Raw genomic sequence first — 24,401 nt, forward strand, 5'->3', positions numbered from 1 at the left:
GCCCCAAAATAGTCAGCAATTGGTGGATAATCAGTCAAATTTCGAGGTTATATCTTCAATAGACAAAAGGCTACCCATAATTGGATAGCCCTTTATTAAGAACGACGGGCCAATACTATATCGACTGAACCGTTAAATAGGGTTAGCGATTAAGCCTGCTGCTTTTCAAACTCTACTTGTTGCTCTTCTTTAGCAATGGCATCAACGATAACGGCACAAGCGGCATCACCTGTGATGTTTAGCGCAGTACGGATCATGTCAAAGATACGATCTAGTGCGAACAACAAAGGAAGACCTTCGATTGGGATGCCAGCGGCAAGCAATACGGCTACCACTAAGAAGCTAGGCCCAGGAACGCCAGCTTGACCAACAGCGCCAAGCGTAGATGTAACGATGATTGCTGCATAAGCACCCATTGATAGGTCAATGTTGAATAGCTGCGCGAAGAAAATTGCTACTAGACCGTAGTAAATTGCATTACCACTCATATTGATTGTTGCACCAAGTGGAAGTACAAATGAAGCGGTCGAGTTTTTAACACCTAGCTCACGTTCAACTGTGTCCATAGTAACGGGCAGGGTGGCCATTGAAGATGCAGTAGAAAGCGCAACGGCTTGCGGCTTCTTCATTGCAACTAAGAATTTTTTAGCCGACGTCTTCGTAAAGATCTGAACCATAAGTGGGTAGACGATAAAGCCAAAGATCAGAATGGCAGCAACGTAGACAAGGAATAATTTGAACACGACCATCAGTGCGCCGAAACCAAACGTACCAACTGCTTCTGCCATTAAACCAAACACGCCGATTGGTGCGATGATCATAACCTTGTTGATCATCCAAACCATGCTATCAACGATGCAGTTTACACCATTGATGATTGGGTCACGTTTCTCTTTTGCTTGCTTAGATAAAGCGATACCAAAGAATAAACAGAAAACTAGGATTTGCAGGATGTTCGCTTCGTTCAGTGACTGGAAAACGTTAGTTGGGATCATACCTGTGATGGTAGCCCAGAAAGTAGGAAGTTCACCTTTTGCTGCGTATTCAGACGAGAACATACCTTCTACACCTGAAACATCAATGCCTAAACCTGGTTCAAACACTTCGCCCATAACCAGCGCAAGTGTAACGGCCATTGCAGAAGTCAACGCAAAGTAACCGAGAGTGACAACACCCACTTTACCGGCGTTAGTGCTGTTACCTAAGCCCGCGGCGCCTGAAATAAGGGCGACGGCGACCAAAGGAATAACCAGCATCTTTATCAAGGCGATAAAGATCGTACCTAGTGGGGCGAACATGGTGGCTGAATCGCCCATCATGGCACCAACGATTGTGCCTACAATCATTGCGACAACGACTTGAAAGCCGATGTTGCTCATTAAACTCTTATTATTTAACACTTCCATAACCTCTGTGCTGCATATTGTGAATTTGTTAGAGATAAATATTAAGAACCATTTTCCTAATGGATAAATATCTCGCAACACTTTCTACACTTTAACCGTGTTGTGATCAATGGAGGTGAAACGTTTACGGTGAGATAAAGAGAAAAAATATGCGATACGGTGATGAAGTAGCCATTTTGAGGCACTGGTCGGACTTTTTGTTAGTTATGTGTAACGTTTCAAAGGCGGTGATAAGGCAAGGGTACATATTAAAGCATAAGCGCACGCTATAGGTTGCTAGCGTGCGCCTGGTGTTGCGGGAATGTTATGGGTTGTGCTGCGGCTATAATTGTGTTGCTGCTTTCATCGAGGTGACAAATTGCGCTAACTCAGCCAGCATTTTGTCCGAATCATCAAGGTTCGATTCGATGATCTTTACCACTGCTGAACCAGAAATAGCGCCCGCAGCACCTGCTGTTATGGCTTGCTTAACTTGTTCCGGTGAGGATATACCAAAACCAAGTAAGGCTGGTGGAGCGTCAAATTGGTTCAATCTGGCTAACATGCTATCAACAGGCATATTGGCTTTTGTTTCTGTTCCTGTCACACCAGCACGTGAAAGCAGGTATGTATAACCACCACCTAATGAGGCCACGTCTTTTAGGGTTTCATCTGATGCTGTTGGTGGGGCGATGAAAATTGGGTGTACACCGTATTTCTCGGCTGCAGCGACAAATTCAGCACTTTCACCTGTTGGAACATCAGCAATCAACACTGAGTCAATTCCAGCTTCGCTGCAGCGTTGATAGAAAGTTTCAATCCCGGCTGAATAGACCAGGTTTGCATACATTAATAGACCGATGGGTAAGTCTGGGTGTTCAGCACGGATTTGAGCGATGAGATCAAAACAGATCTTTGGTGTCGCTTTAGAATCCAGAGCACGGATGTTAGCACTTTGAATGGTTGGGCCGTCTGCTGATGGGTCTGAAAACGGAATCCCAAGCTCTAGGGCGTCAGCGCCAGATTCAACCAACGTCTTCATGATGCGTAATGATTGCTCTGGGCTTGGATCGCCAACGGTGACAAATGGGACAAAAGCGCCTTGTTTTTTCTCTGCTAGGCGAGCAAATAGGGCTTGATAGCGATCCATTATAGCGCTCCTTTTTGTTCTAAAATGTCATGCACAGTGAAGATGTCTTTGTCGCCACGGCCTGAAAGATTCACAACCAGCAGTTGTTCTTTTTCTGGTTCGTCGTGCGCCATTTTTAATGCATAAGCAAGTGCATGTGAAGACTCTAGGGCAGGGATAATACCTTCGTTACGCGCTAGAGACTGAAAGGCTTCTAATGCTTCGTCATCGGTAATCGATACATACTCTGCACGGCCGGTAGCACTTAAGTGAGCATGCTGTGGGCCTACAGATGGGAAATCAAGACCAGCGGAAACCGAATAAGATTCCTCAACCTGACCATGTTCATCTTGCATCAGTGGTGCTTTCATCCCAAAGAAGATGCCCGTTTTACCGTGCTTGAGTGGAGCGCCATGCTGATCGGTATCAATGCCAAGACCTGCCGGTTCTACGCCGATTAAGCCGACATCGGTTTCTTCAATAAAATCAGCAAACATACCAATGGCGTTAGAACCGCCACCGACACAGGCAATCACAGAATCCGGAAGGCGACCTTCGCGGGCTAAGATTTGGTTCTTAGTTTCTTCCCCGATCATACGCTGGAACTCACGAACAATGGTTGGGAAAGGGTGAGGGCCTGCCGCCGTACCCAGTAGGTAATGCGCGGTTTCATAGCTTGCAGACCAGTCACGTAGCGCTTCGTTACACGCATCTTTGAGTGTTGAGCTACCAGAATGAACAGGGATAACTTCAGCGCCCATCAACTTCATGCGAAATACGTTCGGGCTTTGGCGTTCTACATCTTTAGCGCCCATATACACACGGCACTTTAAGCCAAGTAGCGCACAAGCTAGCGCGGTTGCAACGCCATGTTGGCCTGCGCCCGTTTCAGCAATGATTTCGTTTTTACCCATGCGTTTCGCAAGCAGAGCTTGGCCTAACACTTGGTTGGTTTTGTGTGCGCCGCCGTGCAGTAAGTCTTCACGTTTGAGGTATAGCTTGGTCTTGGTCCCTTTCGTTAGATTACGCGTCAGTGTCAGTGCTGTTGGGCGACCAGCGTATTCTTGTAACAAGCCCATGAATTCGGCTTGAAAGTCATCGTCTTGTTGTGCGTCGATGAAGGCTTGTTCTAGCTGATCTAATGCAGGAACAAGGATTTGTGGTACGTACTGACCACCGTATTCACCAAAGTAGGCATCTAATTTAGCCATGAGACTTCCTTTTAAATTTAGTAATGACGAATCGCAGCAAAGGCGTCGTTTAATTTTTGAGTATCTTTTTTACCCGGCGCGCTTTCAACGCCAGAGTTTAAATCGAGTCCGATACAACCAAGCTGAGCGGCTTGTTGTACGTTGTCTGGTGATAGGCCACCAGCAAGCATTATTTGGCGTTCTTGGCCTAACAGTTGCCAGTCAAAAACCTTGCCTGTACCGCCGGACTGAGTACCAATTTTTGCATCAAGTAAGTGGCGAGCAACAGGGGCATCGAGTAACGTTGGCATTGAATCAACGACGCCATAGGCTTTCCATATTTGGGTTGTATTACCTAGTGCATTCGTTAGCGCATCAACGTAGCTTTGGTCTTCATCGCCATGAAGCTGAACAGCGAACAGCCCCAATTCATTCGCGGTACGAGCAACAACATCAACAGGCTGGTTCTGGAATACACCTACGTAATGCAGGGGTGCGCCACTCATGGTTAAGCGAGCCGCTTCGATATCAACACAACGCTTGGATGCTTCAACAAAGATCAAACCACCATAAACAGCGCCGGCTTGATACGCTTTGGCTGCATCTTCCGAGTGAGTTAGGCCACAGACTTTGTTTTCACCTAGCAGTACTTTACGTGCCGCTAGTTCAATGTTGTCTTCCGACATCAGAGAGCTACCAATTAAAAAGCCATTCGCATGTTTAGCAAGATCGCGTACTTGCTGATGGTTATAAATGCCCGACTCGGAAATCACGATGGTTCCTTTTGGCAACTTAGGTGCAAGCTCTTTAGTTCGATTCAGGTCGATGGTTAAATCGCGTAAGTTGCGATTATTGATACCAACGACTTTAGCTTTCAGTTCAATAGCTCGCTCTAACTCTTCATCGTTGCTGACTTCGGTCAACACCCCCAAATTCAGAGAGTGCGCAATGTCGGCCAATTCGCGGTATTCGTTATCGTCGAGCACAGACAACATCAGCAAGATGGCATCGGCTTGATAATGGCGAGCAAGGTACACTTGATAAGCGTCAACCATGAAGTCTTTACAAAGAATGGGTTGCTTAGCAATGGCACGAACTTGTGGTAGGAAATCTACGCTGCCTTGAAAGTACTTTTCTTCAGTTAAAACAGAGATAGCGCTAGCATGACGGTTGTACACCGACGCGATGTAATCCAAATCAAAGTCATCACGAATCAAGCCTTTTGATGGTGATGCTTTTTTGCATTCCAGAATAAACGCGGTTTCATCATGGCTTAGTGCTTCGTAAAAACTGCGATCAGAGGGCTCTAGTTCCGCCTGAAAAGACGAAAGAGGCTGGGACACTTTGCGAGCTTCGACCCATTCGCACTTATCGTTGACGATTTTCGCTAGCACTTGCGCCATATCGCGGTTTTCTTTGGTGATATTTTCCGACATCGTATTAGCCTCGTGCTGCCAGTTGTTCAACAAGGGTAAATGCCTTGCCAGAGTTCATTGCGTCTATCGCTTGCTTAGCGTTGGCTTTAAGGTCGCCATGACCAAACAGTTTCATTAACAGTGCTACGTTGACAGCAACCGCAGATAACTGAGCTTCAGTGCCTTTACCCGTTAGAATATCAGTGACGATAGCGCGGTTTTCTGCAGGCTCACCGCCTTTAATCGCTTCAAGCGGATGTTGATTCACGCCAAAATCTTCTGGGGTTAAAGTGTATTCTGTAATTTTACCATCTTGGATTTCAGCCACGAGCGTTTCACCGTGAATAGCGACTTCATCTAGCCCACTTCCATGTACTACGGCCGCACGTTGCATGCCCATTTCTAGCATGGTTTCTGCAATAGGGCGAACCAATGCAGCATCATAAACACCCATCAATTCGATGTTAGGGCGAGCCGGGTTAATCAGTGGGCCAAGAATGTTGAAAATAGTTCGAGTTTTCATGGCTTGACGTACTGGCATTGCGTGTCGAACACCACCGTGATACTGAGGCGCAAACATAAAGGCGACACCTAACTCGTCAACCGCTTTGCGTGTGTCTTCTGCGCTCATGGCGAGGTTAATGCCAAATGAATCCAGTAAATCCGAGGACCCTGACTTACTTGAAACGCCACGGTTGCCGTGTTTCGCGACTTTGAGGCCACATGCAGCGGCAACGAAAGCGGCGGTAGTAGAGATATTAAAGGTGTTTGAACCATCACCGCCTGTGCCTACAATGTCGGCAAAATCGTAATCTGGTCGAGGGAATGGGCTCGCGTTGTCCAGTAGTGCGGATGCCGCCCCTGCGATTTCTTGTGGGGTTTCGCCCTTGATTTTAAGCGCCGTTAATACCGCGGCCAATTGGATAGGGTCCATTTCACCTTTGATGATGGCATCAAAAAGTTGTTGGCTCTCTTCACGGCTTAATGATTTTTGGTCGTACAGTTTATTGATGATTTCTTGCATAATCTTATCCTAATTCCTTTTAAGCCTGTGCTGGAGTAAGAGCCCAGTCGATGGTGTTCGCCAGCAGCGTAGCACCATAAGTCGTCATGATGGATTCGGGATGAAACTGGAATCCACACACTCTATCTTGTTCTTGTGCAACCGACATAACCAAACCATCTACTTCTGCTGTCACCGTTAGCGCTGGTGACACCTCGTGAGCGACCAATGAATGATAGCGAGCGATGGCCAAGGGTGAAGGTAAGCCTTGATATACTTTATGGTTGTCGTGTTCCATCATTGATACCTTACCGTGGATGATTTCACCCGCACCACCGACTACGCCGCCGTAGGCCTCAACGATAGCTTGGTGGCCCAGGCAAATACCAATCATGGGCACTTTGCTTTTTAAGCGTTGAATCAATTCCGGCATGCAGCCTGCATCGGCGGGAGCGCCAGGGCCTGGGGATAAGATAACCACAGGTTGAGCCAATTTTTCAACGGCTGTTTCAATCACTTCGGCAGAAATGTTGTTTCGGTAAATGGTCACTTCGTGACCCAACGAACGGAATTGATCCACGAGGTTATAAGTAAAAGAGTCGAAGTTATCGACAAATACAAGATCAGCCATCTTAAGACTCCTTATGCGCGAGTTGAATTGCATTGATAACCGCAGCGGCTTTGCCACGCGTTTCGTCGGCTTCCGATTGTGGGTCAGAGTCGTAAACAACGCCCGCGCCAGCTTGAACTTGGGCGACACCATTTTCAACATAGGCCGAGCGAATAACGATACAGGTATCAAGATCGCCTTCGCCAGTAAAGTAACCCACCGCGCCACCGTAGCTGCCTCGGCGAGCTTGCTCAACATCGCGGATTAACTGCATGGCACGAATTTTAGGCGCACCGGTAAGCGTGCCCATGTTCATACAAGCTTGATACGCGTGTAGTGCGTCTAGGTCGCCGCGAAGTTGGCCAACAACGCGAGATACCAAGTGCATCACATGGCTATAACGGTCTACCTTGAGTAAATCGGCAACGTGGCGAGAGCCTGCTTGAGCAATTCGCGCTACATCGTTACGCGCCAAATCCACCAGCATCATGTGCTCTGCGTTTTCCTTGGTGTCAGTGCGCAGCTCTAATTCAATGCGGCTGTCTAAATCAAAGTTAATTGACCCATCGGTATTTTTACCACGGCGGCGTGTGCCTGCTATTGGGTAGATTTCAATTTGATTGGTATCCGTTTCGTATTTCAGAGCACTTTCTGGTGAGGCGCCAAATAAGGTGAACAGCTCATCGTGCATGTAAAACATGTATGGGCTCGGGTTACTCAGCTTTAATGCTTTATAAGCAGACAGTGGTGAAGGGCACGGCAGAGTAAAGCGACGCGATGGCACCACTTGGAATACATCGCCTTTAACAACGTATTGTTTCAAGTCGATAACCGTTTGGCAGAAGTCTTCATCTGAAACGCTGGCAACGGGATCTAGTTCGGCCACTTGTACTGCATCTTTTAATGGCTCAGGATCGTGGCTGTGAGCTTTGATTTCTTCTAAACGAGTCAGCAAGGTTTGCTTAATGTCGTCATCGCCATCAAATTGTGATGCTTGTACTTCACAAGTGGCATTTTGGTGATCAACAACCATCAGCGTCTCAGCAACATAAAACACGTAGTCTGGACATTGGTTGGTTTGTTCGGCATCGCCTAATGGCTCGAAATTGGCAACTAAGTCGTAGGCAAATAGACCACCCATGAAAATAGCGTGTTTGTCTTTGTTGGTTAAATCAAAGCTGTGTTGCACTAAACGCAGAGCATCAAATGAAGAGGCTTCACGTAAACGGCTGTCTTCATCCATATCATTACGAGGCTGCTCGAAATGTAGGGTAAGGGTATTTTGGTCGCTGCTTAGTTTGATTTCCTGAGAGACATTGGATTCTAGACGCGCAAGCAGGTTACGGCCGTTTTCAGTTTTTGCTTCGAACTCGACATCATGACCGCGGCAAACAATGCGTACCGCAGCATCGATTAGCAGAAGGCTTTTTAAATTTTCTTTCGAGTCAATTTCAGCAGACTCCAAAAGTAGGCTATTGGTTTTATTACCACACAGTACCTGAAATAGACGGGTTGGATCTTTTGCGTAAGGTACGCTTTGGTGATAAACACTCACCAGACCTTGCTCAGCAATTGTTATGGCCTTATTCACAAGACATCCTTTTTATCATTCTTAATTCTTTCCTGCCGTACATACTCGCATATTCCCAACGGCGACCCAATCAATGCAAACGTTTATTTGCTGGTTTCTTACGCAGTTGAATGTGAGTCAGTCGACAAAACAAAAAAGCCCGCTTACAAAGCGGGCTATTTGAGTGAGATTCTATAAATTAACTCGACACCAAAGCCCGCCACGAAATTGACCAGATACGCCACCACGAAAGCTCAGTAGAGACCACTGAAACTTTGTCGTTATGCTGTTGGCGAAAATCGGGTAACATGATTGACCTATTGTTGGTGTTTGTATTTGTATTTGCGTACTAGTTAACTAGTGCAGAAGGAAAAAGTCAAGCGATATTATGAGAATTGATTTACATAGTCACACAACGGCGTCTGACGGACGTTTCACTCCTACTCATTTAATTGACCGTGCACTCGATTTTGATTTAGAAGTGTTAGCGATTACCGACCACGATACAACAGACGGTCTGGCCGAAGCTCACGCTTATATCAAAGAAAACGAATTGCCGATTCAGTTGATCGATGGCATTGAAATTTCGACTTTGTGGCAAAATAAAGACATCCATATTGTCGGGCTGAATATTGACGTAAATTGCCCAGCATTACTTGAGCTGATTGAACAACAAAAGCAGCGTCGTACTGAACGTTCTGAGCTAATGGCTCAACGTTTGGAAAAAGTAACCCGAGAGGGCGTACTAGAAGAAGTACGTGCCATTGCAGGGGACGCATCGGTAACGCGTGCTCATTTTGCAAAGTGGTTAGTAGACAATGGCTATGCAAAGAACATGCAGCAGGTATTTAAAAAATACTTAACCCGAAACAATCCGGGCTATGTCCCGCCATTTTGGTGCTCGATGTCTGAAGCGGTAGATGCTATTCATCAGGCTGGTGGGCTTGCTGTTTTGGCACATCCTGGCCGTTATGGGTTGACAGCTAAGTGGGTTAAACGCCTATTGACGTCATTCAGCGAAGCCGGTGGCGATGGGATGGAAGTCGCTCAACCGCAACAAGCGCAACAAGAAAGACGCACTTTGGCTGATTATGCTATACAATACAAACTATTAGCTTCACAAGGTTCTGATTTTCACTACCGATCACCTTGGATGGAGCTGGGCAGAAACTTATGGCTGCCGTCGGGCGTTGAGCCTGTATGGAAAGATTGGGGTTTAACTCCAATAGAGACAGGTAATTGATTTCTATTGTTTTTATATGAAACAATCTACTACAAAGATCACTTACTTCTCTAGATTGGCGTCGCCCTTAATTGACATTACTCTGAAAACCTAGGTTCTCAAAAGTAAGCCTAGGTATTTGAATGTGAGGATTTATAATGAGTCAATTTTTTTACGTGCATCCCGATAACCCACAAGCACGCTTAATTAATCAAGCGGTTGCTATTATCCGTAATGGTGGTGTCGTGGTGTATCCAACCGATTCTGGCTATGCATTAGGTTGCCAGCTAGAAAACAAACAAGCACTAGAACGTATTTGTCGAATTCGTAAACTGGATGATAAGCATAATTTCACTTTGTTATGCCGTGATTTGTCTGAGCTTTCTCTTTATGCCCGTGTTGATAACAGCGCTTTCCGTCTATTGAAAAATAACACGCCGGGCGCGTACACCTTTATTTTCAAAGGCACGAAAGAAGTTCCTCGTCGTTTAATGAATGCGAAGAGAAAAACCATTGGTATTCGTGTGCCGGATAACGTCATCGCGTTAGAGCTGCTAGAAGCTCTGGGTGAACCGTTAATGTCGACAACATTAATACTACCTGGTAACGATTACGCCGAGTCTGATCCGGAAGACATCCGAGATAAACTTGAGCACGTGGTTGATGCTATTTTGAATGGTGGCTACCTTGGCGAACAGCCAACAACCGTGATTGATTTTAGTGATGACGAGATAGTCGTTGCGCGTTCTGGTGCTGGTGATCCAACGCCGTTCGAATAGTCGATAAAATAGCTGACCAGCGAGGCGTTTTCTGCGATAATGCGCGGCTGCCATATTGGGCACCCCTAATTTTTTACATTCGACGTCTGTGAAGACGACACATAGGTAAATTAATGAGCGAAAAATTACAGAAAGTTTTAGCACGAGCGGGCCACGGCTCTCGTCGCGAAATTGAAGCTTTAATCAAAGCGAATCGCGTGAGTGTTAATGGCCAAGTGGCCAAGCTAGGTGAACGCCTAGAAGACGATAGCGCGATTGTGCGTATCGACGGCCACAACGTTGCTGTTAAAGATTCTGAAGAAGTAGTGTGCCGCGTATTGGCTTACTACAAGCCTGAAGGTGAATTGTGTACTCGTTCTGACCCAGAAGGTCGTCGTACCGTATTTGATCGTCTGCCAAAAATCCGCGGAGCCCGTTGGGTTTCTGTTGGCCGTTTGGATGCAAACACCTCAGGTCTGTTACTTTTCACCACCGATGGTGAATTGGCAAACCGCCTGATGCACCCATCACGTCAGGTTGATCGTGAATATCTTGTGCGTGTATTTGGTGAAGTGACTGAAGACAACATTCGTAACCTAGTTCGTGGCGTTAAGCTCGAAGATGGTATGGCACGTTTTGAAGACGTGGTGTATGCGGGTGGTGACGGCATGAACCACACATTCTACGTTGTGATCAATGAAGGTCGTAACCGTGAAGTTCGTCGTTTATGGGAATCTCAAGGTTCAACGGTAAGCCGTCTGAAACGTGTTCGTTACGGTGATATCTTCCTAGACAAAAAACTGCCTCGTGGCGGTTGGATGGAAATGGATCTGAAAGAAGTGAACTACCTACGTGAGATGGTAGAGCTTCCACCAGAAGAAAATACCATGATTGATCCAATGAACACTTCTCGTCAGCGTGATCGTTCTCGTAGTCAAAAAATTCGTCGTGCTGTTAAGCGCCACGAAGAGCGCGTAAGCACTCCAGGTGGTCGTTCTAATCAACGCCGCAAACCTGCGACAAAAGGCAGTAAGCCAGGTACGAAGAACACAACGACAGGTGGCAAGCCAGCTCCTCGTAGTGCGAACAAAGACCGCGCCACGAATAAGACGCGAGCAGGTCGTTAATATCGTCCGTTGTTATTGAAGTCATATATAAAAAAACACCTCGCTAAATAGTGAGGTGTTTTTGTATCTCAGTACTTATTTAAGTCTGAATTAATCACGCTTCCAAAGCATATGACAAAACTTGTTGTCTGGATCACGGCTGATAAGCATGCGAGCAAACACGTCGTCTAGTACGTCATCTTCTTCGTTAACAAGGCCAATGCGCACTTCAGCGTAAACTTCTTTGTCTACATCAAAGCCCACTTGTTCTGCCCAATCGTCGCCGGTTTCAACTAACTCCGCTGCACCGCGATCTTCAAACTGAGCGGTAAACAAAATTACGTCAGCAGGTTCTAGGTTTTCAGGCGCCATTTCTAAAAAAATATCGTAGCCTGCGTCGATAACATCATCGTAAGAAATTAGTTCAGACATATTAAGCTCGGTTCATGTATTTTTTTTCAGCAGTGTTAACCACCACACGATCACCTGTAGCGATATACTCAGGCACTTGTACTGTTAGGCCAGTAGATAAACGAGCCGGTTTAGTACGAGCAGAAGCAGATGCGCCTTTAATCGAAGGATCTGTTTCTTCAATGACGAGCTCTACCGTAGAAGGAAGTTCAAGGCCAGCTGTTTTGTCGTTAACCACAACAACCATCATGCCTTGAGTTTCTTCGTTAATGAACTGCAACTCATCTTCAAGTTCTTCTGCTTTGAACGTGTATTGAGTGTAGTCTTCAGTATCCATGAAGATGTACTCGTCGCCATCTACATAAGAGAAAGAAACTTGGCGTTTGAACATATCAACCGTATCAACCACTTCGTCGGCTTTAAAGCGTTCGTCAACACGCACGCCTGTTGCTATTTCAAAGCAACGCATTTTGTAAATTTTAGTTCCACCACGGCCGCCTGGTGTGGTTACTTCAATGTCTTTTACTAACAGTGTTTTACCGTTAGATTCAATTGCAAAACCTTTTTTAATCTCACTCGCCCTTGGCATCGATACGTTCCTATATGTGTTATTTGGTTATAGTTTGATAAGGACAGATTATACCGACTTATTTTAAGTTATTCATCTTCTTGTTATGGGTTTCATTGGCCGTTAGGTATGAGAATCAAGACTAGCTAAAATGGTAAGTAATAAAGTGAGTTAGTGAGTAAAAATCGCATCCATTTCTTGATTGCTAAGCCAAGCTAAGCGAAACTAACGAAGCAACAATTAATCGGAATCCTTTCTTGAACACGAATTCAGCATTACCCATTATTGACCCTAGCGCTCCCTTTCAAGCGGAGTTTGAGCCCGTTATCGATGATCTAAAACGTTACGTGGCGGGTGGCCTTGGCGCCAATCTACACAGTATCTATCTGTTCGGTAGTGTGGCGAGAAAAACGGCTCGAATTGCACACTCAAATATCGACGTTGTTGTGGTAACTCAGCAACCCTTGTCGGAAAAAAGCACTAGCTTAATTAACACCATTAAGTGGCGCTTTGCTCGGGAGTATCCGCAAATTACTGGCGTTTCTTTTCAGTTTGGTGAACTGGCCGATGTACTCAGCCTAGAGGGAATCTTCACTTGGGGATTTATGCTGCGGCATTGCTGCGTGTGCGTGAAAGGGGACGATTTATCTGACCGATTCGGTGAGTTCGAACCGAGTTGGGAGATAGCCAAGCATTGGAACATGGACGTAGAAGATTGGTTGTCTGTTTATCGCAATAAAATTGTTCGAGCGGACAATCTTGATGCTCAACTTAAGTCTCAAAAGTTGATTGCTAAAAAGCTACTTCGAGCCAGTTATTCGCTGATCATGCACAAAGATAAGCAGTGGATTGAAAACCCGGTTGAATGCGGTAAAGTGTTTTTGCGCTATTATCCGAAGAAAAAAGTCGAGATCCAACGTTTGGTTGTTTTGCTTGCTGGCAAGCCTGTGCCCAAGCGCTCCGTCATCGGTATTCTTGATGGATTTGGCGAGTGGTTAGTGAAAGCGTATCAAAAAACCGAGTTTCGAATCGGCTAAATGAGTTAATCATTACAGGTTTCATTTTCAACATGGCAAACTTAAATTCTATTGTTAAATATTAGCGAAAGTTGATGTAAGTTCGGTTTTCGCGGCTGTTTGTCTTAGTGTGTTTCTAACGTTCGACCATTCTTATGCTACGTTTAAAAGATAGGGTAGCTAATTATTTGAGTCCATGGATGCACACGAGATCACATGTTTCCTCCCATAAATACATCGACTTAACCCGCGCGTTTGTGTCGAAAGCGATCCTGCCATCGTTAAGCGCCATCCGAGAGGGGCTACTATGGCTGGTTCCTTGTCTGATGATTTCGTCACTCGTGTTATTCATTGCGGCGATTGGTGAGTTTGTCTATGGCTACAGACCATCATGGGTTCAGTACTTCTTTTCTATCCACGATGAGATCACCTCCGCGTTACCTTATCTCCTTTCTGCGGCCATTTCTTATATTTTAGCGATGCAATGGCGCTTACCTCGGCCACCTGTTGCGTTACTGTCTATCGTCTTTTTAATATTGTTACGTAACTCCCTAGGTGACAGCCAATTGGTACTGACGTTTAGCGTGATTATGGCGGTGGTTACTCCACTATATGCCATACCCATCTTAGCGATGTTATTGAAAGTGAAATGGTTAAAACTCGTTAAATTGGATAGTGCAGGGCAAATTGTAAAAGAGTCGCTCAATTTGGTGCTTCCCGCGATTATCACCGGAATGGTCGTTCTGCTTATTAATTTTGTGTTGATCCATTTTTTGGAGGGATTGGCGTTTGGCCATGTGATCTTTTTTGATTACGCTAACGAACCCTTTGAATTTGGTTTAACTTTCGCGGCATTGAACTCGACGCTTTGGTTTTTGGGGATCCATGGCTACTACGCACTGTTACCGTTTGTGGATGTATTGCAAGAAGCCAGTAATCTTAACTATTCGGTGGCCTCTGCTGGTGGCGATGCTAGCTATCAGATGAACCTTTCTTTCATGGGCTCATTTGTCTTTATTGGGGGGAGTGGCGCGACACTTTCTTTAGTGTTGGCGATGCTCGTCGTGTGCAAAGAAAAAACTCTGCGTTTAATCGCCATCGCAAGTATTCCTATTGGGTTGGTTAACGTGAATGAACTGCTGCTGTTCGGTTTGCCGATTATCTTTAATCCTCGTTTGTTTTTGCCTTTTTTGATTGTGCCGTTAGTGAACGTCGTTACAGGGTTGACGGCAACAGAGCTTGGTTGGGTGTCGGTACCTAGTGCCTCTATTCCGTTTAATAGTCCGATATTTGTCAATGCTTGGATCGCTACTTCTGGAGATTTCGGCGCCATCGTTTTACAGGTAACTAACATTTTATTGGGTGCGTTGATCTATCTACCCGCAGTGCTTCATTTAGAAAAACAATGTCAAACACGTTCTATACGTTTTACCGCACTGGATACAACCTATATGAGGCGTAAAGAAGAAGCCGAAACCTTGAGCGACGACCCCATTCTCGCCGCCCAGAAAAAAGAGAAAGGTTTGGCGAGTGTTGAATTCCACTTGGAAGCCATCAGTAGTAAAGAGTTCTTTGTAGAATATCAACCTCAAATCTGTCGTAAAACCGGGATGGTTAAGGGTTGTGAAGCCTTGATAAGAGCCAAAGATTCAGAGGGAAACATAGAACCACCGATTAAGTTTTTGCCTTGGTTAGAGAAGGCCAACATGATGAAAGACATCGATTTATGGGTGGTGAATCAGGTCATCAAGGATATTGAAGCCTGGCAACGTTTGGGGCGTGATTTGCATGTCACGGTGAACATTACTGCTGATACCCTAGTAGATGACGCATATATTGATCGTATCCTCACGCTAATAGAGCGTGTTAAAGGCAAGGTTAATTTTGAAATTACCGAGGAAACTCTATTGGTTGATGAGAAACAATTGGCCATGGTGTTTAACCGATTAGCGCTAGCGGGAATCAAACTTTACATTGATGACTTTGGGACAGGGTATTCTTCTCTTAGTTATTTAAACCGTTTTGATATTTCAGCAATTAAGATTGACCGCAGTTTTGTACTTGCTCTGAATACGAGTAAAGGCCAAATGTTGTTTGAAAGTATGTTAACCATTGCTGATAAGTTAGATCTAGATGTGGTGGTTGAGGGAGTTGAAACCCAACAGCAGTTAGACTTTATATCAATGAGTGACAGGGTGTCTGTGCAAGGGTGGTACTATTCGCGTTCATTGCCGCGTGACCGATTCATCGACTATGTTGATCAGACTCATCGTGATACTGGTCCGGCTGAACTTAGTTAAGATGGCCGTTATAATGACGAGCTATTAACGATGTACTAAGGCCTAATAATAAAGGCCTTAGCACAAGTGACACATCTTTTTTGAATTTAGACATGACATTAAGTTTAAGACGTAATGATTTGCCCAGTAGTAATTAGGTCGTTGTCCAAGTCGTTCACTTCTTCAATGTATTGATCTAACGTCTGCACTGCTGCATCTGTCTTGTTTCCAAAGTAAGCGAGGTGGAACACGGCGTCCCCCTCGTTGACTAATGGCAAGGTTTGTTGCCCGATAACGATGCCATCTTTGTGAGCAATTATTTGAGTTTCCGTTTCACCCAATGGGGAGCTAATGTGTGCTAGCGTCTGGCCTTGAACCACTTTTTCTCCTAGCGTAACAACGGTTCTTAAAATACCGTCACTGTTCGCGCGAATCCAGCTGGTCGAATTTGCAATGATGGGCTCTGGGTAAGCTTTTCGGCTTGGCCTTAACATGCCCACGGCTTGCATGACGCGCTTAATCCCGAGTAAGCCTGCAGTAATTGAAATGGGCTCAAACCGCAGAGCTTCTCCTGCTTCATAAGTCAGAGTCGGTATGCCCACCAATTCCGCCTCACTTCGTAACGATCCATCTCTTAATGGCGCATCAACGATGACTGGCGTATTAAACGCTTTGGCGATTCGAAGTGTTTCAGGGTTACTCAAATTGGCACGTATTTGTGGCAAGTTGGTTCGATGAATCGCGCCAGTATGCAGATCCAATATGTAGTTGCATCGCAGCGCGACATTATCGAAAAAAGCACTCGCCATTCTTGATGCTAAGGAGCCTTTATCACTACCAGGGAAACAGCGATTGAGGTCGCGTCTATCAGGTAGGTAACGAGATTTATGAATGAAGCCAAATACGTTCACAATTGGCACCGCGATAACGGTGCCTCTTAGTTTGCTAGCGTCGATGGATTGAGACAATTGGCGTACTATTTCAACGCCATTAAGCTCATCACCATGGATGGCCGCATTAACCATTACGACTGGGCCTGCGTATTTGCCATTGATCACTTCAATAGGGATTGAAAGTGGTGAATGGGTATATAATTTGGCGCATTCCAATTCGAATGACAGCCTTTTGCCCGGTTCAATGCAATGATCAAGCAGCTGAAACGATTGATTCTTGCGAGTTCTTGCCATGGGTTAACTCCTCAATAGTGTTCAATTTTTTTACGGTATTTTTCTTACCCGCCGCTTTTTTCTCAATAAATTCGATGATCATGCCAGCCACGTCTTTGCCTGTCGCGGCTTCGATGCCTTCAAGGCCCGGTGAAGAGTTCACTTCCATTACCAGTGGCCCGCGCTCTGAACGCAGTAGGTCGACACCGGCAACACTCAGGCCCATCGCTTTGGCTGCTGCAATCGCTGTTTTACGCTCTTGTGGTGTAATCTTCACCAAAGATGCGCTTCCGCCACGGTGTAGGTTTGAACGAAACTCGCCTTCAGCACCTTGTCGTTTCATTGCTGCGATCACTTTGTCGCCAATAACGAAGCAGCGAATGTCTGCGCCGCCCGCTTCTTTAATGAATTCTTGCACCATGATGTTGGCTTTTAGCCCCATAAAAGCTTCAATAACGCTTTCTGCTGCTTTGCGTGTTTCAGCTAATACAACACCAATACCTTGAGTGCCTTCGAGCAACTTAATCACAACCGGAGCGCCGCCAACCATATCAAGCAGATCTTTTACGTCATCCGGGCGGCTAGCAAAACCAGTAACAGGCATGCCAATGCCTCGGCGAGACAATATTTGCATTGAGCGTAATTTATCGCGTGAACGTGAGATGGCGATTGACTCGTTTACTGCGTATACACCCATGGTTTCAAATTGACGGATGACCGCGGTACCGTAAAACGTCACTGATGCACCGATACGTGGGATCACGGCATCAACACCAGATAATTCTTCACCTTGGTAATGAATTTCTGGTTTGTTTGAGTTGATGTTCATGTAGCAACGTAGAACGTCGACCACTTTTGCTTCGTGACCACGGGCTTCGCAAGCCTCGATCAAACGACGAGTAGAATAAAGGTTCGCGTTGCGAGATAGGATGCCAATTTTCATTATTCTTTTTCCTCTGTTTGTAGCAAAAATGATTCGGTCGGATCTACGATGATGCGGTCGTGCATCGCGGTGCGCCCTAATAACATGCGGAACACCATATTTTCTCTGTTGGTCAGTGTTACTTCTATTGGCCAGCTTTCGCCCGCCATGTTGAGCTCTGTTAAAATCACGTATCTTTTTTCTTCGTGGCCGCCTGAGTCACGCACAACGCGCTGATCAACAACAGGTGCTTCGCATAATGCGACCTCGTCAGTGTGTTGTTGTGGATGAATCCAAAACCGTACCCAAAGCGAATGTTCTTTCGTAAATGTTTCTAATTTAAATGCGTGCAAACAAGACGTGCGCGCACCTGTATCTATTTTCGCTTTGATACCATCTAGGCGAAGTTCAGGTAGGTTGAGGGTTTCACGCCATCCTACGGTGATCTTCTTATTCATCTATTTAATTTAATCGAGTATTTAATAGGGCAGAGTGCCCAAACGACCGATAGTGTAGGGTGGAGCCCTACCTGCCATATAATGCTATACAACGACTATCGGTGAATGCTTGAGTAGAGAGCCTATGATGAGGCGTTTTCTATTAGGAAGCTCAAGTGGCGCGACTATAATGTTCACGCCACGAAATGTCATACGAATAGTTTTTGTCGTTACGACAATATTTATTGATGATTAGAAGAGGCCGAGTTGAGGTGCGTTGAGAGATTCAAAATCTAACCCGATAAATGGCAATATGGCATCGGCTACCGGTTTGAGTTGCTTATCTATATAGTGCTGATAATCAATTTGACTGGTCAGGTAGTCTTTAGGCTCGGGGCCGTTAACCGTAATGAGGTATTCGATTCGGCCGCGATTTTGATATTGTAATGGTCGACCCAATTCCGCATTTTTCTCATCGGCCATTCTTGCTGCACGCACTTGTGGTGGAATGTTCTTTTGATATTCAGATAACTTGCGGCGTAAACGTTTTTGGTAAACCATCTGGTCGTTAAATTCGCCGGCTTGTGTTTTTAATACGTATTCTCGTATGTAATCACTCGGGTCTTGGTCGTGGAATATCATGTCATATAAGGTTTGCTGAAAAGTTTGTGAAAGTGGAGTCCAATCGGTACGCGCACTTTCAAGCCCTTTAAAGATGATTTTTTCTTTGCCTTGTTGTTCAATCAAGCCCGCATAGCGTTTTTTTGAACCCGCTTCCGAGCCGCGAATCGTTGGCATTAAGAACTTTCTATAATGGGTTTCGTATTCAAGTTCGATACAAGACTCTAATCCATGCTGTTCCAAAAGGTGGGCTGTCCACCAATGGTTTATGTGCTCGGTAAGTGCGTTGCCGACCTTGTCAGCTTCGTCTTGGCTACAGGCCGCATTGAGCGCAACGAATGTGGAGTCGGTATCCCCATAAATCACCGCGTAGCCTTTTTCTTCAATGAGCACTTTTGTTTGCTTCATGATTTCATGGCCTCGCATGGTAATGGAGGAAGCGAGGCGCGTATCAAAGAAACGACAGCCTGATGAACCGAGCACACCATAATAAGAATTCATGATGATCTTAATGGCTTGAGAAAACGCTTTGTCGTTGTTCTTTTTGGCTTTATCGCGAGCCGCCCAAAGGTCTTGAATCATCTTTGGTAGGAAATGAGCTGAGCGATGGAATTGCCCGCCTCGAAATCCCGCAACAGAGGTGGCTGTCGTGTTGCCCACTTCAAGTTTTAGCCCTTCAATAAGCCCCATAGGATCGATGAGGAAACTGCGGATGATCGACGGATAAAGACTCTTAAAGTCCAACACCAAAACTGAATCGTACAGGTTTGGTATGGAATCCATTACATAGCCACCAGGGCTTGCTAACCAGTTTTCCGATTGCAGATTTGGGGCGATATAGTTGGCGCGATGCAATTGTGGTAAATAGAGGTTCGTGAATGCAGCTACCGAACCACCCAAGCGATCAAGCTCTACGCCAGTTAACCGGGTGCGTTCAATTGCGAACTCTAGTAAGTGTGTATGCTCGAAGATGCGATTGACCAATTTACAGTCTTGTAGGTTATAGAGGGCAAGTGATGGTTTGTCATCACGGAACATGCGGTTGATTTCGTCCATGCGGTCGTGCACGTTGTGAATGATCTTTCCCTCACCAAGTAACTCTCGCGATACGGATTCTAATGACCAACTTCTAAAGTGATAAGTTGCGGTTTTGAGCGTGTCGATCCCGTCTAGAACGACACGCCCCGGAATGGTAATAAAGCCCTGATTAGAGGTGTTGGATTGCCTAAAATGCGCGTTTTGTTTACCGCGGCCAATTTGAAACGGCAACTTATGCCATTCGCAGCGGCGCATCAGCAGTTTAAAATCAAAATCTACAACGGCCCAACCCACAATAATATCTGGGTCAAAGCGCTCAAACCAAGCGATGAGCGCTTTCAATAATTGCAGTTCGTTCTCTGCCCATTCAATCGGTGTTTCCGCTTCTTGTTGTGGCCCAATCATGATGACACGGCTGTCTTTAGGGCTGTCTAAGCCAACGGAGTACAATATGCCTTTTTCACTGCATTCGATGTCTAACGAAACCGTGTGAAGATGAGGGCGGTAATCCGCAGCTTTGCACTTAGCGTTCACAATGCGAGTGTACCGGGGCTTGGATTGTGCCTCACCAGAGAAACAAATGCCTCCTTGGATGAATCGCTCCATTAAAAATCGGTCTGTTAACCGGATGTCGTACTCGTAACACGGAATATCGTTACTTTTTAGTTGTTCTACGGCTTGCCTTTGTGCCCTTATGGATGAGAAATACACGGCGCTGGTGGAGTGTTGTTCGAACGTTTTTAGCGGTAACTCTTTCAAGGTATGAGGGAGGCTTATTTCTGCTAAAGACTGACTCACACGCTCGATGTCGGCTTGTAGGACAAAGAACACCGACTGTTGCCTAGGTAAAATAAGTTGTGTTGGGCCGTTATCGGTACTGACCCATAATTCAATTTGAGCTTGGCCTGAAATATCTCTTGCTTGTCGAGTTAATACAAAACCGGTTTGAATGCTTACAGGTAGGCTCAATGGAGAACAGCTCAAATAAGAAGAATTATCATGATTATACCAAATGTCACCTAAGAATGGTGAATAGGTTAATTCTATTTGGAGTTGTTAGGCTTGTTTGGGCAATGTCATGCTAAGTCAACGAGCTAGTTTGCGTTTGTCTGGCTTGAAATATCGAGTAAATGGACATAGCGTGATTGATATTAAGATGAGAAAAAAGCATCAATACCAGCAGTAAGAGCTCACTAAGTGAGCAGGGCTTTGTGATAAGGTGATGAAAAATAAACCAATAAGGTGTTTTGTTAACGTCTTTTGGCTTTAGTTATCGCTAAAGTTTGCGTTACGGCACAGATTCAGTGTAAGTTTTTATATGGATTTACGGTATGATGAGCGTACTGTAATTTTTCATCTTAAAGTTAAGATGAAAAGAACCAATTTATAAGTGTGGAGATACAAGCGTGATAAATGTTTTCCTTGTAGATGATCACGAGCTGGTTCGCACAGGGATACGACGTATTATTGAAGACGTCCGTGGTATGAACGTGGCAGGGGAAGCTGACAGCGGTGAAGAAGCGGTAAAATGGTGTCGTACTAATCATACTGACGTCGTCTTAATGGACATGAACATGCCGGGTATCGGCGGTTTAGAGGCCACTAAGAAAATTTTACGTTTTAACCCAGACGTTAAAATTATTGTTTTAACCGTCCATACAGAAAACCCATTCCCAACCAAAGTAATGCAGGCTGGGGCATCGGGCTATCTAACAAAAGGTGCAGGGCCAGATGAAATGGTGAATGCAATCCGTATGGTTAATTCTGGTCAGCGTTATATCTCACCAGAAATTGCCCAGCAGATGGCATTGAGTCAATTTTCTTCTGGATCAGATAACCCGTTTAAAGAGCTATCTGAACGAGAACTGCAGATCATGATGATGATCACTAAGGGTGAAAAAGTTACCGACATCTCAGAGCAGCTGAGTTTGAGCCCTAAAACAGTTAACAGCTATCGCTACAGACTGTTCAGTAAGCTTGATATTAGCGGCGATGTTGAATTAACTCACCTTGCGATTCGTCATGGAATGATAGACACAGAGACTTTGTAGTGTCTGAAGCTGTATTCGATGCAAAATCTTTTCTAAGTACTGTCACCAGTCAGCCCGGCGTGTACCGAATGTATAACGCCGAGTCGACGGTGATTTATGTCGGCAAAGCCAAAGATCTTAAAAAACGCCTTTCTAGTTACTTTCGAATCAAAGTAGACAACGAGAAAACTCGAGCATTAGTTAGCCATATCGACAAAATCGATGTGACTGTGACGCACACCGAAACCGAAGCGCTCATTCTTGAGCACAACTACATCAAGCAGTATTTACCAAAATACAACGTGTTACTGCGTGATGATAAGTCTTATCCCTATATTTTTATTAGTGGTCATAAACACCCGCGTTTATCTATGCATCGCGGCGCTAAAAAGAAAAAAGGAGAGTATTTCGGTCCTTATCCAGACTCTGGTGCTGTTCGAGAAACGTTGCATCTTCTGCAAAAAATATTTCCAGTAAGACAATGTGAAGATACCGTTTATGGTAACCGCACGCGTCCGTGTTTGATGTATCAAATTGGGCGCTGCGCTGCGCCTTGTGTATCGAGTGTGATCAATGATGAAGATTATGCCGAGCTGGTTGGGTATGTGCGCCTATTTTTGCAAGGTAAAGATCAACTCGTACTCGAGACATTAATTGCGAAAATGGAACAGGCGAGCATGGCGCTGCGCTTTGAAGACGCCGCCAAACTTCGTGACCAAATCCAAGCAATTCGTCGTGTGCAAGAACAACAATTTGTTTCTGAAGACAGCATGGACGATTTAGATGTGCTCGGCTTCTCCCATGAAAATGGTATTGCCTGTATTCACATTCTAATGGTCCGTCAGGGTAAGATTTTGGGCAGTCGTAGTCATTTCCCTAAGATCCCGAATAATACGGATAGGCAAGAAGTGTTCGAGAGTTTTCTTAGTCAGTACTATCTCAGCCACAGTGAAACGCGTACCTTACCGAGTAAGTTAATTCTTAATGATGGCTTGTTGTTAGACCAAGAGCCGATGAGAGCCGCTATTAGTAATATTGCCGGGCGTAAGGTGACATTTCATACCAATCCTAATGGTGTGCGCAGTAAGTACCTAAAATTGGCCAACACCAATGCATTAACGGCGATTACCACTAAGATCAACCACAAGATGACCATAACTCAGCGAGTAAAAGCGCTGCAAGAAGAATTCGGTTTTGAGTCTATTCGCCGTATGGAATGTTTTGATATTAGCCATACGATGGGTGAAAGTACGATTGCCTCGTGTGTGGTGTTTAATCATGAAGGCCCAGTTAAGCAAGAGTATCGCCGTTACAACATCACAGGCATTACCGGCGGTGACGATTATGCTGCGATGGGGCAGGTGCTAGAGCGCCGTTACTCCAAGCAGTTAGACGTTGACAAAATCCCAGACATTATCTTCATCGATGGTGGTAAAGGGCAGTTAAACCGAGCTTATGAAATCATTACTCAGCATTGGGAAGACTGGCCCAAGCGACCACGTTTGATTGGCATTGCAAAAGGGGTGACTCGAAAGCCGGGCTTAGAAACCTTGATCACAACCGATGGCGAAGAGTTTAATTTACCCAGCGATGCGCCTGCACTGCATTTGATTCAACATATTCGAGATGAAAGTCATAACCATGCTATTGCCGGTCACAGGGCAAAGCGTGGGAAAACACGTCGCACTAGTTCTCTAGAAGGGATCGAAGGGGTCGGACCGAAACGTCGTCAAGCCTTACTTAAATATATGGGCGGATTGCAAGAACTAAAACGTGCAACTGTTGAAGAAATAGCCAAAGTGCCAGGTATTAGCAATTCTTTGGCAGAAAACATCTATCAAGCATTGAAACAATAAGGAATTTGTCGCACCATTAACCCGCGATGTCTAAGAGCCTAAATACTATGCGTTTTACCATACCAAATATACTTACCTTACTGCGTCTGATACTTATCCCGGTATTGGTGGTGGTTTTCTACTTACCATATCAATGGGCACCAGTTGCAGCTGCAATGGTATTTTGGGTGGCGGGCTTCACCGATTGGCTAGATGGCCTGTTGGCGAGGAAGCTGGGCCAAACCTCTCGTTTTGGAGCGTTTTTAGACCCTGTTGCTGATAAAGTGATGGTGGCAGCGGCTTTGATCTTGATTACGGAAGACTACGCGTCTATCTGGATTACCATCCCAGCGATTACCATGATTGCCCGTGAGATCATTATCTCTGCGCTGCGTGAATGGATGGCTGAGATTGGCAAGCGCGCTAGTGTTGCGGTTTCTTGGGTTGGTAAGGTGAAGACGGTCGCTCAGATGTTTGCACTCTGGGTTCTTATCTGGCAACACAATGAAATGATGGTTTGGGTAGGCTATGCCGCGCTGTATATTGCGACTATCCTAACGTACTGGTCGATGATGCAGTACCTGAAAGCAGCTAAAGACGACCTGTTAGATGAAAAGCATCAGTAGGGTAGATCTTGCTTGTGAGCTAAAGCATTGCTTTAAGCGAAACGATTGGCGATGAATTAAAAAA

At 45.3% G+C, this 24,401-nt stretch carries 22 protein-coding genes; 8 read left to right on the plus strand and 14 right to left on the minus strand.

Annotated features, from left to right (window positions below; all coding sequences use genetic code 11):
- Positions 1-149 precede the first annotated feature (149 nt).
- The 8 genes from QWZ04_RS06100 to trpL2 all read right to left on the minus strand — a co-directional run bounded on the left by QWZ04_RS06100 (position 150) and on the right by trpL2 (position 8,612).
- The gene (locus tag QWZ04_RS06100) at positions 150-1,406 is read right to left on the minus strand and encodes a dicarboxylate/amino acid:cation symporter (protein WP_290326010.1); all 1,257 of its coding nucleotides are present in this window, start codon (positions 1,404-1,406) and stop codon (positions 150-152) included.
- Between the two features lie 322 nt (positions 1,407-1,728).
- On the minus strand, positions 1,729-2,535 hold the full coding sequence (gene trpA / locus QWZ04_RS06105; RefSeq protein WP_290326012.1) for a tryptophan synthase subunit alpha: 807 nt from the start codon (positions 2,533-2,535) through the stop codon (positions 1,729-1,731).
- Complete coding sequence (trpB, locus tag QWZ04_RS06110) at positions 2,535-3,725, minus strand: tryptophan synthase subunit beta (protein ID WP_102521237.1); 1,191 nt, start codon at positions 3,723-3,725, stop codon at positions 2,535-2,537. The genes trpA and trpB overlap by 1 nt, the downstream gene beginning before the upstream one ends.
- Before the next feature lie 17 nt (positions 3,726-3,742).
- The gene (trpCF, locus tag QWZ04_RS06115; RefSeq protein WP_290326016.1) at positions 3,743-5,140 is read right to left on the minus strand and encodes a bifunctional indole-3-glycerol-phosphate synthase TrpC/phosphoribosylanthranilate isomerase TrpF; all 1,398 of its coding nucleotides are present in this window, start codon (positions 5,138-5,140) and stop codon (positions 3,743-3,745) included.
- A 4-nt stretch (positions 5,141-5,144) separates the two neighbouring features.
- Positions 5,145-6,143 (minus strand): anthranilate phosphoribosyltransferase, encoded by a 999-nt coding sequence (trpD, locus tag QWZ04_RS06120; RefSeq protein WP_290326017.1) that lies wholly within the window; start codon positions 6,141-6,143, stop codon positions 5,145-5,147.
- A gap of 19 nt (positions 6,144-6,162) precedes the next feature.
- The gene (locus QWZ04_RS06125) at positions 6,163-6,753 is read right to left on the minus strand and encodes an aminodeoxychorismate/anthranilate synthase component II (RefSeq protein ID WP_290326020.1); all 591 of its coding nucleotides are present in this window, start codon (positions 6,751-6,753) and stop codon (positions 6,163-6,165) included.
- A gap of 1 nt (position 6,754) precedes the next feature.
- Positions 6,755-8,323 carry an anthranilate synthase component 1 gene (locus QWZ04_RS06130; RefSeq protein ID WP_290326022.1) on the minus strand — a complete coding sequence of 523 codons (1,569 nt, stop codon included), beginning with the start codon at positions 8,321-8,323 and terminating at the stop codon, positions 6,755-6,757.
- A 178-nt stretch (positions 8,324-8,501) separates the two neighbouring features.
- The gene (gene trpL2 / locus QWZ04_RS23590; protein ID WP_290326024.1) at positions 8,502-8,612 is read right to left on the minus strand and encodes a tryptophan operon leader peptide; all 111 of its coding nucleotides are present in this window, start codon (positions 8,610-8,612) and stop codon (positions 8,502-8,504) included.
- A 78-nt stretch (positions 8,613-8,690) separates the two neighbouring features.
- Between trpL2 and rnm the strand changes: the two genes are divergently transcribed.
- The 3 genes from rnm to rluB all read left to right on the plus strand — a co-directional run bounded on the left by rnm (position 8,691) and on the right by rluB (position 11,409).
- Positions 8,691-9,545: an RNase RNM gene (rnm, locus tag QWZ04_RS06140; RefSeq protein ID WP_290326026.1), complete on the plus strand. Its 855-nt coding sequence runs from the start codon at positions 8,691-8,693 to the stop codon at positions 9,543-9,545.
- A gap of 137 nt (positions 9,546-9,682) precedes the next feature.
- A complete protein-coding gene (locus tag QWZ04_RS06145; protein WP_290326028.1) occupies positions 9,683-10,303 on the plus strand; it encodes an L-threonylcarbamoyladenylate synthase in 621 nt (206 codons plus the stop codon).
- Positions 10,304-10,416: 113 nt separating this feature from the next.
- On the plus strand, positions 10,417-11,409 hold the full coding sequence (gene rluB, locus QWZ04_RS06150; protein WP_290326029.1) for a 23S rRNA pseudouridine(2605) synthase RluB: 993 nt from the start codon (positions 10,417-10,419) through the stop codon (positions 11,407-11,409).
- Positions 11,410-11,499: 90 nt separating this feature from the next.
- On the opposite strand, the gene QWZ04_RS06155 is transcribed toward rluB, so the two are convergent.
- Positions 11,500-11,820: an HI1450 family dsDNA-mimic protein gene (locus QWZ04_RS06155; RefSeq protein ID WP_102521245.1), complete on the minus strand. Its 321-nt coding sequence runs from the start codon at positions 11,818-11,820 to the stop codon at positions 11,500-11,502.
- A 1-nt stretch (position 11,821) separates the two neighbouring features.
- Positions 11,822-12,388, minus strand: a complete 567-nt coding sequence (gene efpL, locus QWZ04_RS06160; RefSeq protein WP_102521246.1) for an elongation factor P-like protein EfpL — start codon at positions 12,386-12,388, stop codon at positions 11,822-11,824.
- Between the two features lie 236 nt (positions 12,389-12,624).
- Here efpL and QWZ04_RS06165 point away from each other — a divergent pair, with 236 nt between their 5' ends.
- Positions 12,625-13,404: a nucleotidyltransferase domain-containing protein gene (locus tag QWZ04_RS06165; RefSeq protein ID WP_290326033.1), complete on the plus strand. Its 780-nt coding sequence runs from the start codon at positions 12,625-12,627 to the stop codon at positions 13,402-13,404.
- Between the two features lie 179 nt (positions 13,405-13,583).
- On the plus strand, positions 13,584-15,683 hold the full coding sequence (locus tag QWZ04_RS06170; protein WP_290326035.1) for a PTS sugar transporter subunit IIC/EAL domain-containing protein: 2,100 nt from the start codon (positions 13,584-13,586) through the stop codon (positions 15,681-15,683).
- Between the two features lie 104 nt (positions 15,684-15,787).
- On the opposite strand, the gene QWZ04_RS06175 is transcribed toward QWZ04_RS06170, so the two are convergent.
- The 4 genes from QWZ04_RS06175 to QWZ04_RS06190 form a co-directional block, all read right to left on the minus strand.
- Positions 15,788-16,849 (minus strand): succinylglutamate desuccinylase/aspartoacylase family protein, encoded by a 1,062-nt coding sequence (locus QWZ04_RS06175; protein ID WP_290326037.1) that lies wholly within the window; start codon positions 16,847-16,849, stop codon positions 15,788-15,790.
- Positions 16,809-17,771 carry a 30S ribosomal protein S6--L-glutamate ligase gene (gene rimK, locus QWZ04_RS06180; protein WP_290326039.1) on the minus strand — a complete coding sequence of 321 codons (963 nt, stop codon included), beginning with the start codon at positions 17,769-17,771 and terminating at the stop codon, positions 16,809-16,811. The genes QWZ04_RS06175 and rimK overlap by 41 nt, the downstream gene beginning before the upstream one ends.
- Positions 17,771-18,208: an ATP-dependent zinc protease family protein gene (locus QWZ04_RS06185; RefSeq protein ID WP_290326041.1), complete on the minus strand. Its 438-nt coding sequence runs from the start codon at positions 18,206-18,208 to the stop codon at positions 17,771-17,773. The genes rimK and QWZ04_RS06185 overlap by 1 nt, the downstream gene beginning before the upstream one ends.
- Positions 18,209-18,439: 231 nt before the next feature.
- Positions 18,440-20,815 carry a DNA polymerase II gene (locus QWZ04_RS06190; protein WP_290326043.1) on the minus strand — a complete coding sequence of 792 codons (2,376 nt, stop codon included), beginning with the start codon at positions 20,813-20,815 and terminating at the stop codon, positions 18,440-18,442.
- Positions 20,816-21,252: 437 nt separating this feature from the next.
- Here QWZ04_RS06190 and uvrY point away from each other — a divergent pair, with 437 nt between their 5' ends.
- Genes uvrY through pgsA form a run of 3 tightly spaced genes read left to right on the plus strand, consistent with a single transcriptional unit; the run spans position 21,253 to position 24,337 of the window.
- Positions 21,253-21,897 (plus strand): UvrY/SirA/GacA family response regulator transcription factor, encoded by a 645-nt coding sequence (gene uvrY, locus QWZ04_RS06195; RefSeq protein WP_102521249.1) that lies wholly within the window; start codon positions 21,253-21,255, stop codon positions 21,895-21,897.
- Positions 21,897-23,732 carry an excinuclease ABC subunit UvrC gene (gene uvrC, locus QWZ04_RS06200; RefSeq protein ID WP_290326047.1) on the plus strand — a complete coding sequence of 612 codons (1,836 nt, stop codon included), beginning with the start codon at positions 21,897-21,899 and terminating at the stop codon, positions 23,730-23,732. The genes uvrY and uvrC overlap by 1 nt, the downstream gene beginning before the upstream one ends.
- Positions 23,733-23,779: 47 nt before the next feature.
- Positions 23,780-24,337 carry a CDP-diacylglycerol--glycerol-3-phosphate 3-phosphatidyltransferase gene (pgsA, locus tag QWZ04_RS06205; protein ID WP_290326049.1) on the plus strand — a complete coding sequence of 186 codons (558 nt, stop codon included), beginning with the start codon at positions 23,780-23,782 and terminating at the stop codon, positions 24,335-24,337.
- Positions 24,338-24,401: the final 64 nt, after the last annotated feature.

This window comes from Vibrio tapetis subsp. quintayensis (assembly GCF_030409945.1).
GTDB lineage: Bacteria > Pseudomonadota > Gammaproteobacteria > Enterobacterales > Vibrionaceae > Vibrio > Vibrio quintayensis.

What these genes read in the sequence shown, in the direction of transcription:
- QWZ04_RS06125 (WP_290326020.1), bottom strand. Translation starts at nt 6,753, where the DNA reads ATGGCTGATCTTGTATTTGTCGATAACTTCGACTCTTTTACTTATAAC.
- pgsA (WP_290326049.1), top strand. Translation starts at nt 23,780, where the DNA reads ATGCGTTTTACCATACCAAATATACTTACCTTACTGCGTCTGATACTT.
- QWZ04_RS06185 (WP_290326041.1), bottom strand. Translation starts at nt 18,208, where the DNA reads ATGAATAAGAAGATCACCGTAGGATGGCGTGAAACCCTCAACCTACCT.
- trpL2 (WP_290326024.1), bottom strand. Translation starts at nt 8,612, where the DNA reads ATGTTACCCGATTTTCGCCAACAGCATAACGACAAAGTTTCAGTGGTC.
- rnm (WP_290326026.1), top strand. Translation starts at nt 8,691, where the DNA reads ATGAGAATTGATTTACATAGTCACACAACGGCGTCTGACGGACGTTTC.
- trpA (WP_290326012.1), bottom strand. Translation starts at nt 2,535, where the DNA reads ATGGATCGCTATCAAGCCCTATTTGCTCGCCTAGCAGAGAAAAAACAA.
- QWZ04_RS06100 (WP_290326010.1), bottom strand. Translation starts at nt 1,406, where the DNA reads ATGGAAGTGTTAAATAATAAGAGTTTAATGAGCAACATCGGCTTTCAA.
- rluB (WP_290326029.1), top strand. Translation starts at nt 10,417, where the DNA reads ATGAGCGAAAAATTACAGAAAGTTTTAGCACGAGCGGGCCACGGCTCT.
- efpL (WP_102521246.1), bottom strand. Translation starts at nt 12,388, where the DNA reads ATGCCAAGGGCGAGTGAGATTAAAAAAGGTTTTGCAATTGAATCTAAC.
- trpCF (WP_290326016.1), bottom strand. Translation starts at nt 5,140, where the DNA reads ATGTCGGAAAATATCACCAAAGAAAACCGCGATATGGCGCAAGTGCTA.
- QWZ04_RS06170 (WP_290326035.1), top strand. Translation starts at nt 13,584, where the DNA reads ATGCACACGAGATCACATGTTTCCTCCCATAAATACATCGACTTAACC.
- trpD (WP_290326017.1), bottom strand. Translation starts at nt 6,143, where the DNA reads ATGCAAGAAATCATCAATAAACTGTACGACCAAAAATCATTAAGCCGT.
- QWZ04_RS06145 (WP_290326028.1), top strand. Translation starts at nt 9,683, where the DNA reads ATGAGTCAATTTTTTTACGTGCATCCCGATAACCCACAAGCACGCTTA.
- QWZ04_RS06175 (WP_290326037.1), bottom strand. Translation starts at nt 16,849, where the DNA reads ATGGCAAGAACTCGCAAGAATCAATCGTTTCAGCTGCTTGATCATTGC.
- rimK (WP_290326039.1), bottom strand. Translation starts at nt 17,771, where the DNA reads ATGAAAATTGGCATCCTATCTCGCAACGCGAACCTTTATTCTACTCGT.
- trpB (WP_102521237.1), bottom strand. Translation starts at nt 3,725, where the DNA reads ATGGCTAAATTAGATGCCTACTTTGGTGAATACGGTGGTCAGTACGTA.
- QWZ04_RS06155 (WP_102521245.1), bottom strand. Translation starts at nt 11,820, where the DNA reads ATGTCTGAACTAATTTCTTACGATGATGTTATCGACGCAGGCTACGAT.